This window comes from Desulfocurvus thunnarius, from assembly GCF_055390965.1.
Genome location: NZ_AP042411.1, coordinates 2,311,235 through 2,327,558, shown reverse-complemented (window position 1 = coordinate 2,327,558; position 16,324 = coordinate 2,311,235). Strand labels below are relative to the sequence as shown.

Below are 16,324 nucleotides of genomic sequence, written 5' to 3'. Positions count from 1 at the left end.
GCCCCGCGAGACGGTGCCCCCCGGCGAAAGCCGGGGGGCACCAATGGGGAGGCCGCCATGCGAGGGGTGCGCACGGTCGACCGACCTCTTCCAGTTCAATGCCCCGGGGAAAGGGCGACGCTGTGACCGCCGAACTTGGGAGAGGTTTCGGGGGCGAAGATCTGGCACACCAGGCCGCCGATCACCAGGGTCGCGATGCAGCAGGCCAACGTGACCGAGACGCCGTACTGTTCGGTGACGACGGGGAGCATCCATGTGCCCATGCCCGCGCCGATACGGCTGGCGGCGATGGTCAGGCCGACGCCGGAACCGCGCAGTTCGGTGGGGAAAAGCTCGGGCGGATACAACCACTCGGCGACGATGGAGATGGCCAGGACGGTGGAAAACGCGCCCAGCAGAACGAAAGCCGCACTGGCGGGCATGCCCCGCCAGAGGGTCATGAGGGTAAGAATCGCGGCGGCGCCATAAAAGGTCCAGATCAGGAACCCCCGGCGCGACACCTTGGGCGCGACGAGGATGCCGATGAACACGCCGATCATGGTAAACGCGTTGTACATCATGCCCGAGGCGTGCGGGTTCTCGATGTTGAGCCCCTTGACCACCACCGGCAGGAAGATGCTGATGGCGAAGAAGGGCAGCACCTGGCAAAGGAAGAAAACGCACGAAGTCAACGTGTTGCGCCACAACTTCGGGCTGAACAGCATGAAGAACGACGCGGAAGCGCTCTTGCCGGTTTCGGCCGGGAGGGCATAGTTCGCCCCGAGGTACCGGTGCACCAGCTCCAGGGCCGCGCTCCGGCCCCGCTTGGCCATCATCCACTGCGGGGACTCGGGGGAGCCCAGGCGGACGACGAGGGTGATCAGGGCCAGCAGCGCGGAAGAGCAGATGATCCAGCGCCAGCCGTTCTCGCCCATGTCGCCCATGGTGGCAATGAGCAGACCGGCGAAATAGGAGATGATGTAGCCGAAGGTCCAGGCGGCCATCAGCCAGCTCATCATCTTGGTCCGGATGCGTTCAGGCGTCCACTCGCTGAGCAGGGCCACGCCGACGGTATAATCCGCACCGACGCACATGCCGAGCAGGAACCGGACGGCCACCAGATGCGCGGGGTCCGAGAGGAAGAACTGCCCCACGGACAGAACCAGGCTGAACAGGGCGACGAACGTGTATGCCGTCTTGCGCCCGATACCGTCGATGACGATTCCGGCAAACAGGCTGCCGAGCAAAATGCCGAAGAGCGCGCCAGCCCCGATGAGCCCCATCCAGAAGCCGTCCAGCCCCAGGGGCCCTGCGGCGTAGGACAGGGCTATGCCGACAATGCCGAGAATGTACCCGTCGCAGACCTGCCCCATGAAGGTGCCGACTGCGATTTTCTTGTGTACGGACGAATAGGGAGCGTCTCCAAAACTGATTCCGATCTGTCCATTGGATTCCATGGCCTACCTCCACCTGCGCGAAGAAGTTGAGTGAAAAATCCCGCCTTCCACACCGCGTTCCATCTATTCCTTGTAGGCGGTCGCATCCATTTCCAGCAGACAGCCGTGAACGATTTCGCCCGCCCCCAGGCACAGCCGCGCGGGGCGGTGGTTGCCCATGAATTCGGCGTACACTTCGTTGAACCCCGCGAAATCATCCATGCTGGCCAAAAACACCGTGGTTTTCGCTATGTCGGTGATCTCGAGCCCGGCCGCGTCGAGAACCAGCTTCAGGTTGTACAGGGTCTGGAAGGTCTGCTCCTGGATGGTGGCCCCCACGACCTTGCCGGTGATCGGGTGAAAGGGAACCTGGCCGCAGATGTAGTAGGTGTTGCCCGCCTTCACGCAATGGCTGTAAGGGCCTACGACTTCAGCGGTTTCCGAAGAATTGATGCACTCCATGTCGGTCTCCGTTGCCCAAGGGGCCCTGGGAGGGCGCATGCACATGCGCACGCGCCCCCTTGTTCAGGAACCGGGTTGGGGTTGAGGGTAGGAGGTTAGATTTCCTTTTTGGCGTTGAGCTCTTCGTAGAAGAGGCGCGCCTCGGCGCCGACGGTCAGGAACGGCTCCGGAGGAAGCCGCTTGGGGGTGGAGATTTTGCGCAGGAATTCCAGGTTATCGCTGGGGATGCCGCTGACCCACTCCGCGATGTAGTAGCCGAGCAGGCTGGTCTTGGCGACACCGGCGCCCTCGCCGCAGGCGGACGCGAAGATGGAGGGATGGTGCTGCAACATCAGCGGGCGGTAGTTCATGGTCATGTTGATCATGCCGCCGTAGACGAACTCGAAGTTGACGTGCCGGAGTTCGGGGAAACGGTTTTCATACGCCCGGCGCAGCTTGGGGATGGCCCGCTGGATGCGCTGGTGCGAGGTGGTCAGGTGCGTGGCGAAAGAGAAGCCGTTGCGCACGAAGATGCGGCGGTCCCTGGTGAAGCGCACGGTGGTGCCCGCGGGGTGGCCGGCGGTGCAGCCCCAAGGCTTGACCCCCTGCAGGTGCTGCATCTCGTCCTCGGTGAACTGGCGGGTGAACGCGCCGTAGGACAGCACGGGGCAGAACACCTTCGAGCCGATGCCGAACTGCGGAATGAAAGGCCCGGCGGTGACGATGACGGCCTTGGCCCGCACCTTCCTGCCGTTGCGCAGCAGGACGCTGGGCGGGTTGCCCTCGTCGACGCGCATGACCGGGCACTCCTCGAAGACCTCCACCTTTTCGGGCATCACGGAGAACAGCCCGCGCAGAACGTCGGCGGGGTTGATGAGCACGGTGCCGGAGGTGTAGAGGGCTTTTTTGTAATAGCGGGTGCCGATGCGGCGGTGGAGTTCATCGCCCTCCACGACCTCGTACGAGCAGTTCATGCGCTTCAGCTCGTCGATTTCGTGGTCGATCAGCTTGAAGCTTTTGGTTTCGGCGCAGCAGAGGTATTTGCCGCAGTGGTCCCAGTCCACATCCTCGATGCCCCTGGCCTTGATGGTGTCCTCCATCCACTTGATGATGAAGGTGTTGAGTTCGAAGTACTTCTTGTTCTCCTCGAAGCTCGAGGCGCCCTGGTCGCCGAAATCGTGGGGCACGTCGATGATGAAACCGGCGTTCTTGCCGCTGTCGTTGTCGCCGATCCTGATGGCCTCGAAGACCGCGATCCTGGCCTCGGGATGCAGTTCCGCCAGATGGCGGGCCGCGGCCTGGCCGCCGTATCCCGCGCCGACGACGACGTAGTCGTAGGCATCCCTGATTTCGGACCCGGGCAGGAACGTGTGGTGCTTGTACGCAGACATTTCCAGCCAGCTCTGGCCGGTGGTCGTGGGGAAAAGCTTCACTTCACGCATGGCACAACTCTCTTGTTGATAATTCGGAGCATGTGATCATCACCCGTGCAGGATGATGCGGGCATCGGCGATGGCCAGTCCCTTTTCCCAGGCGAAAACCGGGTTGAGATCGACCTCGGCGACCTCGCGCAGTTCGTCCACCAGATACGAAACGATGCACGCGGCCTCCGCCAGGGCCTCAAGGTCGCAGGGCTTGCTGCCCCGGGCACCCTGAAGCATGCCCAGGCCCTTGATTTCGCGGATCATGCTGCGGCAGGACGGCATGTTCACCGGCGCGACCCTGAAGGCCACGTCCTTGAGGATTTCCACGAAGATGCCGCCCAGGCCGAACATGACCGTGGGCCCGAAGGTATTGTCGTGGCTTGAGCCGATGATGCATTCGACGCCGCCGGGGAGCATGGCGGTCAGCATGACGCCGAAAATCACGGCATCGGACTTGTAGCGCAGCCCGTTTTTCACGAGCTGCCCGTAGGCTTCGCGGGCCTTGGCCTCGGAATCGATGTTCAGCGCCACGCCGCCCGCGTCGGTCTTGTGCAGGATGTCGGGGGACACGATCTTCATGACCACCCTGCCGCCGATCTTCCTGTAGCAGGCGGCCGCCTCATCCGCGCTGGTCGCCAGGTAATCCTCGGAAATATCGAGACCGTAGCAGCGCAGGATGCCGCGCGCTTCGGTTTCCACGAGGTTCGTGCGCCCCGCCGCCCGCACGGCGGCGATGATGGCCCGGGCCTTTTCCTTGCGGTCGGCGGGCATGTCGGGGCACTCCCCGGCCGCCTCCTCCCGCAGGGCTTCCTTGAGCCCCGCGTAGCGGGCGAGGACGCCCATGGTCCTGACCGCCGCGTCCACGCCGCCGAAGACCGGCACGCCGTGCCCGCTGATGTATTCGAGGCACTCGGGGCGCTGCGGCGCGTAGATGGAATGCATGACCACCGGCTTGTCGGAAGCGGCGATCCGCTCGGTCATGCTCCTGGCCACGTCCATCTCCAGGGCCCGGAATTCCTCGGAGAGATCGGCGTATCCGCCGTACAGGCCCACGATGACGATGCCGTCCACGTCGGGGTCCTGCAAAAGAACCTTCAGGCAACGATCGAACACCCACATGTCCGCTTCGGGCGTCCCGGCGAGGTCCACCGGGTTCTTGATGGGGCAGTGGGGCAGGAGGATTTCGCGCAGCCTGGCCTGGGTGGCGTCGGACAGCACGGGCGCCTCGAGGCCGAACTGTTCGGCGAAGTCCGTGGCCATGACGCCGTGCCCGCCGCCGTCGGTGAGAATGGCGATCCGCCTGCCCTTGGCGGGTTTGCACTTGGAGAAGGCCTCGGCGGCGTCCAGCAGTTGGCCGGGGCTGTCCACGCGGATGATCCCGGCCTGGCGCAGGGCCGCGTCGAAAACCTTCTCGCTGCCGGCCAGGGAGCCGGTGTGGGACGCCGCCGCGCGGGCGCCCGCGGCGCTGCGGCCGATCTTGATGGCGGCGATGGGCACCTTGGCGACCGTCCGCTGTGCGGCCGCGATGAACTTGCGGCCGTCTTCCTCGCTTTCGACGCGCAGGCCTTCCATATAAAGGAGCAGAACCTTGGTCGCGTCGTCGGTTTCGATATACTCGACGAAGTCGTGGAACCGCACGTCCATCTGGTTGCCGATGGTCGCCCAGCAACTGTAGCCGAGGTTCCGGGCCTTGGCGTTGAAGTTGATGTCGATGCCGAAGTTGCCGCTTTGCAGAACCAGGCTCATGGGCCCGGGGGCCAGGTCGATGATGCTGGCGTTCATGCTTTTGGCCGCGCTGTACGTGCCCATGCAGTTGGGGCCCTGCACCCGCATGTTGCCCCGGCGGGCGATCTCCAGCATCTGGCGCTCGAGTTCCTTGCCTTCCGGCCCGACCTCGCCGAAGCCCGTGGACACGACGATGGCGCACTTGACGCCCTTTTCCACGCACTGCTCCATGACAGGCAGGATGAACTTGGGCGCGATGGCGATGATGGCCAGGTCGACCTCGCCGGGCACGGCAAGGATGTCGGGGTAGGTGGGCAGCCCGAAGATTTCGCCGCCCGAACGGGAAACGAAGTAGATGTCCCCTTGGAACTTGTTCTCGACAAGGCTCTTGGCCGTCCAGTAGCCGTACTTCGTCGAGTTGGAAGAAGCCCCGATCAGGGCGACGCTGTTGGGTTTGAACAGGGGAACCAGATCACTCATGGGAAAGACTCCTTGCCGCTCCATCCCCGCCCCGGGCCGGGGCGGGGATGCCGGATCGCTTAATTGTCCGCGATGACGCCGATGGCCACGTCGGGGCAGACGATGCCGCAGATGTCGCACAGGACGCATTTCTCGGGGTATGCCTGGACGACATAGTTGTAGCCCTGGGCGTTGATGGCCGTACCGATGGCGAGGACGCCCTTGGGGCAGTTGTCCACGCACACTCCGCACGCCTTGCAGCGGCGGGTGTCGATGACATGGTGCTTGTCAGCCATTGTCGCCCTCCTTTTTCATCGCGGCGAATCCGGTGCGCAGCGCATTGACGTTCAGCTCCACCAGTTGGGGCTTTTTCGCCCCGAGGCTTTCCTTGACGACCTCCTCGACGACCTCCAGCCGCAACAGGCCCGTGCCCGCGAGAACGGCGCCGAGCATCACCATGTTCGCGCATCGCACGGTGCCGAGTTCCACCGCGATATCGGAAACGGGCAGCAGGACCTGCCTGAACCCTTCGGCGTCCCTGGGGGTTTCGATCATGGAACTGTTGGTGAACAGCATGCCCCCCGGCACGACACCGCAGAGGCAGTTGTCGTAGGTCGACGGGCTGAGGGCCACGGCGATGTCCGCATCGTTTTCCACGATGGGGCTGCCGATGGGCTCGTCGGAAACGATCACGTACGCCGTGGAGTCGCCCCCCCGCTGCTCGATGCCGTAGGTCTGGGTCATGACGACCTTCAGGCCCTCCTTGATCGCACCGAGGCAGATCATCTTCGCCATGAGCGCGGAGCCCTGGCCTCCCGAACCGGAAATCGTACATTTATGCAGCATTGGTCTGCTCCGTCTCGTCCTTGAAGACCTGGGGTTTGAAGTAGTCCGTCATCTCGTTGGCGCACCGCGCATAGGCGTCCTTCACCCGCATCTTGAGGCCGGTCGGGCAGGGGACGATCACCTCCACAAAGGAGTACCCCAGGCCTTTGACCTGACACTCGAAGGCCTTCCTGATGCTCTTCTTGGCCTTGCGGATGGCCTTGGGGGTGGCCACCGACTCCCGGGCCAGGAACTTCACGCCCGCCATGGACTGCATCATTTCCGGCACCAGCAGGGGGTAGCCCTGCAGGGCGACGTCCCGGCCCTTGGCGGTGGTGGCCGTGACCTGCCCGACCAGGGTGGTGGGGGACATCTGGCCGCCGGTCATGCCGAACACGGTGTTGTTGACCATGATGGTGGTTATGGGCATCCCCTTGTTGGCCGCGTGCATGAGGTCGCCCAGGCCGATGGCGCAGGTGTCGCCGTCACCGGCGTAGGTGAAGACGATGTTGTCCGGCATCGCCAGCTTGTAGCCCAGGGCGAAGGAGGGGGAGCGGCCGTGGGTGGCCTCGATGGCGTCGATGTCCATGTAGTGGTGCGAAAACCCGCCGCAGCCGATGCCCACGATGGCGATGGTCCGCTCCATGATGCCCAGTTCCTCTATGGCCTCGGCCACCAGGCGGGTCACGACGCCGTGCCCGCATCCGGGGCAGTAGCTGGTCAGCTTGTCCAGGTTTAAGGTCTTTCCGTATTTCGCGCTCAGGTTTTCCATCGCTTATTCCCCCAGAATCCTTTCGGCCTCGGCAATCATGTCGGCCAGGGTGTACATGGGCAGGTCGCCGCCGGTCTTGCCGAGGAAATGGACGGGAACGCGTCCATTGACGGCCAGCCTGACATCCTCGACCATCTGTCCGTGGTTCATCTCGACCACCAGGATATTTTTCACGGACGCGGGCAGCGCATCGAAGGCGCGGTCGGGGAACGGCCACAGGGTGATCGGCCGGATGAAACCGACCTTCCTGCCGGCGGCACGCATCCGGAAAACCAGGTCCCGGCACATCCGGCCGTGGATGCCGAAGGCGGCGACGACCAGTTCGGCGTCCTCGACCTGATCCTGCTCCCACATCTGTTCCTTGTCCTTGATGACCTCGTACTTGGCGCGCAACCTCTCGTTCATCACGTAGCCGTCCTGGTGCGAATAGCTGCCGGTGATGAGGGCGCGCTTTGCATGGTCCTTGGTGCCCGTGAAGGCCCAACCGGAAGTGTCGAACTCGGCAGAGTAGTCGTGGTAGGCCGGGAGGGTCGTGGACTCGGTGGTCTGGGCGCTCACGCCGTCGATCACGAACAACACCGGGATCCGGTACCTGTACGCCAGACGGATGCCGTGGGGCACGAGGTCCGCGATCTCCTGCCCGGAGGACGGCGCCAGGACGATGGTGTGGTAGTCGCCGTGCGCACCGCCCCGGGTAACGACGAAGTAGTCGCTCTGGGCACCGAGGATATCGCCGTCGCCCGGGCCGACCCGCATGGAGTCGACCACGATGCAGGGCAGATCGGCCGCGCACATGAAACCGATGGCCTCGTGCATGAGCGTCAGGCCCGGCCCCGAGCTGGAGGTGGCCACCAGCTTTCCGGTGCAGGCCGCGCCCGCCAGGGCGCTGGAAACGGCCAGCTCGCTTTCCATCTGCATCATCTTCCCCCCGTACTGGGGCAGGATGACGGCCATCCTTTTCATGATGTCAGTCGCCGGAGTGATCGGGTAGGCGAAGTGATATTTCACTCCGCACCGGGCCAGACCCTCGGCAAAAGTCTCCGTGTTTTTCAGAAACAACGTTTCCTGGATCATATGCACCTCAAACAAGTAGTACGGTTCGCCTTACTGCTCACAACTCCAACGTTCCACATTTCGGTACGACGTACCATATTCACCGGAAAAAAATTTGCCGGCCGGGGCTGGCGAATTTATATACCGTAATCTGGTACCATGTTCCATGACGCGACACTAGCCGAGCCCGACAACTCCGTCAACCCCCTTCCCCTATTTTTGCGCAGCAACCTGGTGAAAGCTGTTAAATTTACAAAAATATCAATTTTTATAGCTGGATAATGCGGCATAAATTTTTACGGCAAAAAAGCCTTCCCCCCAATTGACAACAAAACCCTCTCCTTCTAGGCTTACCACAAATCGGTACGGCATACTACAAAGAGAAACGGGACGCGCCGACCTGCGGAAACGTCGGCTTGACCGCAACCCTGGCCGTATGGCCACAACGCCTCGGCGTCGCGCCACCCGCGCCAGGGTGCCCAGGGACAACCGCCTGAAAACAACGGAGGGACACCATGGCCGGGACTCATTCGATAGACGAACGAAGCAAGCTGAACCCATATACCTTCTGGCCGGGATTCATCCTGCTGACGACCGGAATCGTCCTGGGGCTGACCTACCACGAAGGACTCGCCGCCATCCTGGACAAGGTCATGGGCTGGATTCACTTCAACTTCGGATGGCTGGAAGTCTCCCTCGGCATCATCATCGTCATGTTCACCGTGGGCGTGGCCTTTTCCCCTATCGGGGACATCCGCCTGGGAGGCAGGGATGCCAAGCCGGAATTCTCATTCTGGCAATGGTTTGCCCTTTCCCTATGCGGGTGCATCGGCATCGGCATCCTGTTCTGGGCCATGGGCGAACCCATCTACCACATGATGCAGCCGCCCCTGAGCCTGCACATCGAACCCGGATCGAAGGACGCGGGAATCTTCGCCATAGCGCAGACGACACTGCACTGGACCGTCGCCCAATACTGTTTCTACACCGTCTGCGCCGTGGCCATCGCCCTGGGGGGCTACAACCGCAACTACCCGCTCTCGGTCGCCGCCGGGATGTACGCCCTTTTCCCGGAGAAGCTGCGCCCCGTGGTTATTCCCGCCGTCCATGCGATCTGCCTGTTCTCCCTGTGCTGCGCCGTCGCCACCAGCATGGGGGCCGGTCTCATGCAGATCGGCAGCGGAACGGGGAAGATATTCGGCTACACCCCCGGGCCCGTCACCTGGGCCGTCGCCGCCGCGATCATCATCCCCATCTACGTCCTGTCCTCCTCCTCCGGCCTGAAAAAGGGCATGTGCCTTCTGTCCACGGGAACCACGAAGGCCTTCTTTTTCTTCATGGGGCTCATCCTTTTCGCGGGCCCGACCCTGTTCATCCTCGGCATCGGGGTCGAATCGTTCGGGTACTTCGCCAACAACTTCTTCCGCAACAGCACCCTGCTCAACACCATGCAGGCCAATGATCTGTGGCCGTCGCAATGGCTCGTTCCCTACATGGAAATCTTCTTCATCTTCGCTCCCCTGCTCGGCCATTTCCTGGCCCGCATGGGCAAGGGGCGAACCGTCCGTCAGTTCATCCTGGTCAACGTCATCCCCCCGACCGTCTTCTGCCACTTCTGGATAGCGACCTTCGGCGGAACGGCCGTCTACTTCCAGTGGAGCGGCGCGGTGGACGTCTGGGCCGGGATACACGACTTCGGGATGGAGTCCATGGTCTATCTGCTCCTTGAGCAATTCCCCTTCAGCCAGATGCTGATGGGGCTGTTCGTGGTCACCATCGTCTTCTCCTTCGCCACGATGACGGATTCCCTGGTTGCCACCCTGGCGATCATCTCCACCAAAGGCGTCCGGGTCGGCGAAGAGCCGCCCCGGCGGCTCAAGGTCCTCTGGGGCGTCGTGATCGGGCTCATCGCCTATGTCTTGTGTATCTGCGGCGGGATCGAACCGGTTCGCGGGCTGATATCCCTGGCGGGATTCCCCATGATGCTCTTCACCTTCGCCATGTGCGTGGCGCTCGTAAAGGATGGCATATATTTATTGGGCAAACCGGACTGGCTAGACAATGAAGCCCAAAATGGCTAACATTACACTGCCCTTCACCTCCGGATGAAGGGCAGTGCCATTTTCTGCCGGGCGTTCTGCAACCGAAAAACAGATAGTCGGGAAATCATGACTCAAAATGACAACTATTATATGATGCGCTCCCTGGAGAAAGCCCTCTTCATCATCGAGACCATGGCGACAAAAAGCGATTGGTCGCTGAAGGCGCTCAGCGCAACATGCTCCATACCCAAAGGCACCTTGCAGCGCATCCTGCGGACCCTGGAAGAACTCGGGTACGTACGGCAGCTCGAGCGGGGCGGCGCCTACGCGCTGACGCTCAAGTTCCACACTCTGGGCCGACAGATCGCATCGCAGAACAATCTGGTGTCCCTGCTGCAACCGATCCTGTCTTCCCTGCGCGACAAGGTCAACGAAACCGTCAACCTGAGCATTCTCTCCGGCGTGGAGATGGTCGTGATCCACAAGATCACATCAAAGCACGCCTTGCAGATGGACTCCATTGTCGGGACTTCCTTCCCTGCCTATATCTCCGCATCGGGAAAGGCTTTTCTGGCGTTCCTGCCGGAAGAGGACCTGCGCGGCTTCATAAAAGACCTGCGCCGGAACGACGCGGAAATGAACTCGGAAAAGATAAACATTCTGTACAAGGAACTCGAAGCCGTCCGCAAACGGGGCCTGGGCATGGACTTCGAGGAACTCTTCAAAGGGATACGCTGCATTGCCTCCCCCGTGTTCGACAGTGCGGGGGCAATCGCGGCGACCATCAGTTGCTCCGTGCCGACCGTGCGTCTGGACATGGCCCTGTCGCAGAAACTCGTCCGCGAGATTCCCCTGGCGGCGGCGGAAGCGTCCAGACTCCTCGAAGCGCCCGCCCATGCGTTCGACCTGGACGCGGACACCCTCGTGGACATGCTGACCGTGGCCTGAGCCCGGCCCTGGTCGTCACGTTTTTTCGACGCCCGCCCCAGGCTTCCGCCACCACTGCACCCGCCGGTGCGGATTTCGTGTTGCGGCCTTGGGGGATGAACGCGACATGCCTTCCGGGCGCAGCCCACGGCGCCCGCCGCGGCCAGACCGTTTCCGGAGCAACGGGCCGTCGCTCTCCGCCGCCCGTCAAACCATCCGGAACGCCCCTGCTTTGCCCCACCAAAACCTCCGGCGCGGGCCGGGCGGCTTCCTGCCGCCCGGCCCGCGCCGGTATGGGGGGCCAGGGGCCGTCGGCCCCTGGCGGGAGTGCAGGGGGACAACGCCCCCCGCCGGGGTCCGGGGCGCCGCCCCGACGGTGATTCTCAGCCCTTCTGGGCGATCTTGGCCCAGGTGTCGCGCAGGGTGGCGGTGCGGTTGAAGACCGGCTTGCCGGGCGTGGAGTCCGGATCGGCGCAGAAGTAGCCCATGCGCTCGAACTGGCAGCGCATGCCGGGCCGGGCGGCGGCCAGCCCGGGTTCGAGCAGGGCCTGGACGACGGTCAGGGACGCGGGATTGATGTTGTCCTTGAAGTCGCCGCCCTCGGGCACGTCCATGGGATTGTCGGTGGAAAACAGGCGGTCGTAGAGCCGGACCTCGGCGGGCACGGCGTGGGCGGCGCTGACCCAGTGCAGGGTGCCCTTGACCTTGCGCCCGTCCTGGGACCAGCCGCCCTTGGTCTGCGGGTCGTAGGTACAGCGCAGTTCAGTGATTTCCCCGGCGGCGTTTTTCACCACGCCGGTGCAGGTCACGTAGTAAGCGTAGCGCAGGCGGACCTCGGCGCCGGGGGCCAGGCGGAAGAACTTCTTGGGCGGGTCTTCCATGAAATCCTCGCGCTCGATCCACAGTTCGCGTGAGAAGGGCACCTTGCGCGAGCCCATGGCCGGGTCTTCGGGGTGGTAGGCCATGTCGAACTCTTCCACCTGCCCTTCGGGGTAGTTCTCGATGACCACCCTGAGGGGATTGAGCACGCCCATGACACGCGGGGCGCGGGCATTCAGATCCTCGCGCAGGCAGTGTTCGAGCAGGGCGAAGTCCACGGTGCTGTCGGCCTTGGCCACGCCGATGCGCTCGCAGAAGTCGCGGATGGCCTCGGGAGTGTAGCCCCGGCGGCGGAAGCCGCTGATGGTCGGCATGCGCGGGTCGTCCCAGCCGTTCACGTGGCCCTCGCGCACGAGCTGGATCAGGCGGCGTTTGGAAAGCACCGTGCCGGTGATGTTCAGCCGGGCGAATTCGTACTGCCGCGGGCGGGGGTCGAAGCCCAGGGTGTCGAGCACCCAGTCGTACAGGGCGCGGTTGTTCTCGAACTCCAGGGTGCAGATGGAGTGGGTGATGCCCTCGATGGCGTCGGACAGGCAGTGGGTGAAGTCGTACATCGGGTAGATGCACCAGGCGTCGCCGGTGCGGTGGTGGTGCGCGTGGCGGATGCGGTAGATGGTCGGGTCGCGCAGCACGACGTTGGGATGGGCCATGTCGATCTTGGCGCGCACGACGTAGCGGCCGTCCTCGAACTCCCCGGCGCGCATGCGCGCGAAAAGGTCCAGGCTTTCGGCGGCCGGGCGGTCGCGCCAGGGGCTGGGCGTGCCGGGGCTGGTCAGAGTGCCGCGGGTTTCGCGAATTTGCTCGGCGCTCTGCTCGTCCACGTAAGCCTTGCCCATTTCGATGAGCCGCACGGCGAAGCCGTAGAGCCGCTCGAAGTAGTCCGAGGCGAAAAAGTTGTTCGTCCACTGGAAGCCCATCCACTGCACGTCCTCGCGGATGGACTCCACGTACTCGACCTCTTCCTTGGTCGGGTTGGTGTCGTCGAAGCGCAGGTTGCAGATGCCGCCGTATTCCCGGGCCAGCCCGAAGTTGAGGCAGATGGACTTGGCATGGCCGATGTGCAGGTAGCCGTTGGGCTCGGGGGGGAAGCGGGTGGCCACGTGGTCCCAGGTGCCGTCGGCCAGATGCTGGTCGATGATCTGGCGGATGAAGTGGCGGGGGGCTGCGGCCTCCGGGGCGGTGGCGGTGGTCTTTTCGGCCATGGGGTACCTCTGGAGTGTGTGGTCGGGCATGGGCGCCCTGTGGCGCCGACGGGGACTATGCCACGAAACCCCGCGCGGCGCCAGAGGTCGGCGCGGGGGTGCCCCCGACAGGGGAACCGCACCCGGCGATCAAGCCATTGCGCAAAAAGGAAAGACGTGCAATTGCCCCCTCGGGAAGTCTGTTTTGTTAAGGACAAAACAACTATGGATTATTCCTTGCGAATGCGGTAGGGCCAAAGGCAGTGGCGTGTACGCCGCACCACCAGGGCTTGCTGACGCTCTGGCACGGGCTTGTACAGATGCCGTCCCGCCCGGCGGGGAAAAGCGGATTTTCCACGCGCTGGCGTTTCGCATTCGCTCATGGCCCGGAGTGCGCTTTCACTTCCGGTCGGAACCTCCAGCCTCTGGATGGACCGATGGCACGCAAGAGGCAGACAGAAGATCACACTTCCGACTCCGGACGGCGCGGCCCCGCCGCCTGCGTCGATCTGCTGGCGTCCGCCTTCGAGGGCAGCCCGGCCCTGGCGCTGCTTGTGGACGCCGGGGGCACCGTGCGCTACGCCAACCCGGCCCTGCGCGCCCTGGCCCCGGCGGGCCTGGAGGCGTTCGATTTCTCAGGCGCCATTCCGGGCGGCCTCGCCGCGCTGCTGGCCGAGGTCATCGGCGCGGGGCGGTCCTGGTCCGGCGAGGTGCCCGTGCGCCACGGCGCGCACCCGCGCTGGCTGCGGGCCTCGTTTTCGCCCCTGGCCGGGGCCGGGGCGGCCCTGGGCCTGTTCGAGGACGCCACGGCCATCCGCCGCGCCGAGCAGGCCCACCGCCGCAGCGAAACCCTGCTCACCGTGCTCTACCGCATTTCCAACACCGTGCACGTCACCCGCGACCTGCCGGACCTCTACGCCGCCATCCACGCCATCCTGCGCGACGTGATCGATGCCTCCAATTTCTTCATCGCCCTGGTGGACGAGGAGCGCGACCGCCTCGTCTTCCCCTATTTCGAAGACGCCGTGGACCGTACGGCCTACGACATCGAAAACATCTCCGACTCCGCGACCAGGAGCCTGTCCCTGGTGGTCATCCGCTCGGGCAGGCCGCTGCTCGTGCGCAAGGACGAATTGGGGGCCCTTTTCCCCGCGCGAGGCGTCGGCCTCTCGGGTGTCGTGGGCACGGCGGCGGAAATCTGGCTCGGGGTGCCCCTGGTCGTGGAGGGCAAGATCATCGGCGCCATGGCCGTGCAGGACTACGCCGACCCCGAGCACTACGGCCCGCACGAAGTGCACCTGATGACGGCCATCTCCGAGCAGGTGGCCATGGCCATCGAGCGCAAGCGCATGGAGCAGGCCCTGCGGCGGTCCGAAAAACGCTACCGCACCGTCTCCGACTCGGCCTTCAACATGGAGACCTGGCGCGGGCCCGACGGCACGCTGCTCTACGTTTCGCCCTCGTGCCGACGCATCACCGGCTATCCGCCCGAAGCCTTCATGACCACCCCCGACCTGATGGAGCAGATCATCCACCGCGACGACCTGCCCCTGTGGCGCGACTTCGTGGCCGAGCCGTGCAACAGCGCCGGGGAAAGCCTGGATTTCCGCATCTTCCGCGAAGACGGGCGCATGCACTGGCTCTCGGTGGTCAGCCACGCCGTCACCGACGACGACGGCTCCTGCCTGGGCCTGCGGTGCAGCATGCGCGACATCACCGACCAGAAGACCATGGAAAAGCAGCTCCGCTACGAGAGCCTGCACGATCCGCTCACCGGGCTGGCCAACCGCTCCCTGTGCACGGACCGCATCCGCCAGACCATGGAACGCTCCAAACGCCGCGACAGGCACTTCTTCGCCCTGGCCTTCCTGGATATCGACCGCTTCCGCGTGGTCAACGACAGCCTGGGGCACCAGACGGGCGACGCCCTGCTGCGCGAAGTCAGCTACCGCCTGCTGCGCTGCGTGCGCAGCCTGGACACCGTGTCGCGCTATGCGGGCGACGAGTACGTCATCGTTTTCGACGAACTGGTCTCCCCACGCGAGGCCATCGGGGTGGCCAAACGCATCCGCCAGGTGCTGGCCGAGCCCTTCCATCTGGGCGACCATGAAATCCGCATCACCGTCAGCATGGGCATCGTGCTTTCCCCCCCGCCGGAGTTGACCCCCGAGGCCGTGCTGCAAAACGCCAACATCGCCATGCACCACGCCATCCGCGCCGGGGGCAACCGGATGAAGGTCTTCAACCCGCGCATGTTCCAGCTCGCCGTGGAGGCCATGACCCTGGAGCGCGACCTGCGCCGGGGCATCGAACGCGACGAATTCTTCCTGCAATACCAGCCCATCGTCAGCCTGCGTGACGACCGGCTCATCGGCTTCGAGGCATTGGTGCGCTGGAACCACCCCCTGCGCGGGGCGCTGCCCCCGGGCCTGTTCATCCCCGTGGCCGAGGAATCCGGGCACATCATCGACCTCGGGCTGATCATCCTGCGCAAGGCCTGCGTGACCATGGCCAACTGGCTGGCCCGCTACCCCGGGCAGGACCACCTGCACATGTCCGTGAACCTTTCGCCCCGCCAGTTCTCCCAGCCCAGCCTCGTGGAGCAGATCACCTGCATCCTGGAGGAGTCGCACCTCGCCCCACGCCACCTGAAGCTCGAAATCACCGAGTCCACCATCATGGACAACGCCGAGGGCGCCCTGTCCATGCTGCGCCGCCTGAAGACCCTGGGCATCAAGCTGTCCATCGACGACTTCGGCACCGGCTATTCCTCCCTGTCCTACCTCCAGAAATTCCCTGTGGACACCCTCAAGGTCGACCGCTCCTTCATCTGCGACATGGCCCGCAACGCGGAAAACACGGCCATCGTCCGCGCCGTCGTCGTGCTGGCCAAAAGCATGGGCCTGGACGTGGTGGCCGAGGGCGTGGAGGAGCTGGAGCAGATGACCCTGCTGCGCGGGCTGGACTGCGACAACGTGCAGGGCTTCTACTTCTCACGCCCGCTGGACTCCGACTCCGCAGGCGCCCTGGTCGCCCGCTCGGCCTGAGCCGCCGGGGCGCCGCCCCGTCCTCGGAAAAATCGGCAGGGGGAACGCCCCTGCGCCTCCTGCCGCCCTCCGCTTCGCCGTCCGCCTCCGCCCGCACCCCGCCCTTTACTCGCCCCCCGCCCGTCCGTATGGTG

12 protein-coding genes are annotated in these 16,324 nt (G+C 64.3%); 3 read left to right on the top strand and 9 right to left on the bottom strand.

Features of this window, described 5'->3' with window-relative positions:
- Positions 1-95 precede the first annotated feature (95 nt).
- The 8 genes from ACZ5KV_RS10150 to ACZ5KV_RS10115 form a co-directional block, all read right to left on the bottom strand.
- Positions 96-1,436 (bottom strand): MFS transporter, encoded by a 1,341-nt coding sequence (locus ACZ5KV_RS10150; RefSeq protein ID WP_464239185.1) that lies wholly within the window; start codon positions 1,434-1,436, stop codon positions 96-98.
- 63 nt (positions 1,437-1,499) lie between these two features.
- Positions 1,500-1,877, bottom strand: a complete 378-nt coding sequence (locus tag ACZ5KV_RS10145) for a RidA family protein (protein WP_464239184.1) — start codon at positions 1,875-1,877, stop codon at positions 1,500-1,502.
- A 95-nt stretch (positions 1,878-1,972) separates the two neighbouring features.
- Entirely contained in the window at positions 1,973-3,298 is a 1,326-nt protein-coding gene (locus ACZ5KV_RS10140) for an NAD(P)/FAD-dependent oxidoreductase (protein WP_464239183.1), read from the bottom strand.
- A 39-nt stretch (positions 3,299-3,337) separates the two neighbouring features.
- Positions 3,338-5,485, bottom strand: coding sequence for an acetate--CoA ligase family protein (locus ACZ5KV_RS10135; RefSeq protein WP_464239182.1), 2,148 nt, complete (start codon positions 5,483-5,485; stop codon positions 3,338-3,340).
- Positions 5,486-5,544: 59 nt separating this feature from the next.
- Positions 5,545-5,760 carry a 4Fe-4S binding protein gene (locus ACZ5KV_RS10130; protein WP_464239181.1) on the bottom strand — a complete coding sequence of 72 codons (216 nt, stop codon included), beginning with the start codon at positions 5,758-5,760 and terminating at the stop codon, positions 5,545-5,547.
- Positions 5,753-6,259: a 2-oxoacid:acceptor oxidoreductase family protein gene (locus ACZ5KV_RS10125; RefSeq protein WP_464239180.1), complete on the bottom strand. Its 507-nt coding sequence runs from the start codon at positions 6,257-6,259 to the stop codon at positions 5,753-5,755. Before ACZ5KV_RS10125 ends, ACZ5KV_RS10130 begins: the two co-directional genes overlap by 8 nt.
- Positions 6,260-6,299: 40 nt before the next feature.
- Positions 6,300-7,061 (bottom strand): thiamine pyrophosphate-dependent enzyme, encoded by a 762-nt coding sequence (locus tag ACZ5KV_RS10120; RefSeq protein WP_464239179.1) that lies wholly within the window; start codon positions 7,059-7,061, stop codon positions 6,300-6,302.
- Positions 7,062-7,064: 3 nt separating this feature from the next.
- Positions 7,065-8,135 (bottom strand): pyruvate ferredoxin oxidoreductase, encoded by a 1,071-nt coding sequence (locus ACZ5KV_RS10115; protein ID WP_464239178.1) that lies wholly within the window; start codon positions 8,133-8,135, stop codon positions 7,065-7,067.
- 494 nt (positions 8,136-8,629) lie between these two features.
- Here ACZ5KV_RS10115 and ACZ5KV_RS10110 point away from each other — a divergent pair, with 494 nt between their 5' ends.
- Together ACZ5KV_RS10110 and ACZ5KV_RS10105 are read left to right on the top strand one after the other, a co-directional pair.
- Entirely contained in the window at positions 8,630-10,195 is a 1,566-nt protein-coding gene (locus ACZ5KV_RS10110; protein ID WP_464239177.1) for a BCCT family transporter, read from the top strand.
- Positions 10,196-10,282: 87 nt separating this feature from the next.
- Positions 10,283-11,104, top strand: a complete 822-nt coding sequence (locus tag ACZ5KV_RS10105) for an IclR family transcriptional regulator (protein ID WP_464239176.1) — start codon at positions 10,283-10,285, stop codon at positions 11,102-11,104.
- Positions 11,105-11,466: 362 nt separating this feature from the next.
- Here ACZ5KV_RS10105 and ACZ5KV_RS10100 read toward each other — a convergent pair whose 3' ends face one another.
- Positions 11,467-13,164 (bottom strand): glutamine--tRNA ligase/YqeY domain fusion protein, encoded by a 1,698-nt coding sequence (locus ACZ5KV_RS10100; protein WP_464239175.1) that lies wholly within the window; start codon positions 13,162-13,164, stop codon positions 11,467-11,469.
- 416 nt (positions 13,165-13,580) lie between these two features.
- On the opposite strand from ACZ5KV_RS10100, the gene ACZ5KV_RS10095 reads away from it, so the two are divergent.
- Positions 13,581-16,190: a sensor domain-containing protein gene (locus tag ACZ5KV_RS10095; protein ID WP_464239174.1), complete on the top strand. Its 2,610-nt coding sequence runs from the start codon at positions 13,581-13,583 to the stop codon at positions 16,188-16,190.
- Positions 16,191-16,324: the final 134 nt, after the last annotated feature.

What these genes read in the sequence shown, in the direction of transcription:
- ACZ5KV_RS10105 (WP_464239176.1), top strand. Translation starts at nt 10,283, where the DNA reads ATGACTCAAAATGACAACTATTATATGATGCGCTCCCTGGAGAAAGCC.
- ACZ5KV_RS10110 (WP_464239177.1), top strand. Translation starts at nt 8,630, where the DNA reads ATGGCCGGGACTCATTCGATAGACGAACGAAGCAAGCTGAACCCATAT.
- ACZ5KV_RS10125 (WP_464239180.1), bottom strand. Translation starts at nt 6,259, where the DNA reads ATGGCGAAGATGATCTGCCTCGGTGCGATCAAGGAGGGCCTGAAGGTC.
- ACZ5KV_RS10145 (WP_464239184.1), bottom strand. Translation starts at nt 1,877, where the DNA reads ATGGAGTGCATCAATTCTTCGGAAACCGCTGAAGTCGTAGGCCCTTAC.
- ACZ5KV_RS10135 (WP_464239182.1), bottom strand. Translation starts at nt 5,485, where the DNA reads ATGAGTGATCTGGTTCCCCTGTTCAAACCCAACAGCGTCGCCCTGATC.
- ACZ5KV_RS10120 (WP_464239179.1), bottom strand. Translation starts at nt 7,061, where the DNA reads ATGGAAAACCTGAGCGCGAAATACGGAAAGACCTTAAACCTGGACAAG.
- ACZ5KV_RS10150 (WP_464239185.1), bottom strand. Translation starts at nt 1,436, where the DNA reads ATGGAATCCAATGGACAGATCGGAATCAGTTTTGGAGACGCTCCCTAT.
- ACZ5KV_RS10130 (WP_464239181.1), bottom strand. Translation starts at nt 5,760, where the DNA reads ATGGCTGACAAGCACCATGTCATCGACACCCGCCGCTGCAAGGCGTGC.
- ACZ5KV_RS10140 (WP_464239183.1), bottom strand. Translation starts at nt 3,298, where the DNA reads ATGCGTGAAGTGAAGCTTTTCCCCACGACCACCGGCCAGAGCTGGCTG.
- ACZ5KV_RS10115 (WP_464239178.1), bottom strand. Translation starts at nt 8,135, where the DNA reads ATGATCCAGGAAACGTTGTTTCTGAAAAACACGGAGACTTTTGCCGAG.
- ACZ5KV_RS10095 (WP_464239174.1), top strand. Translation starts at nt 13,581, where the DNA reads ATGGCACGCAAGAGGCAGACAGAAGATCACACTTCCGACTCCGGACGG.
- ACZ5KV_RS10100 (WP_464239175.1), bottom strand. Translation starts at nt 13,164, where the DNA reads ATGGCCGAAAAGACCACCGCCACCGCCCCGGAGGCCGCAGCCCCCCGC.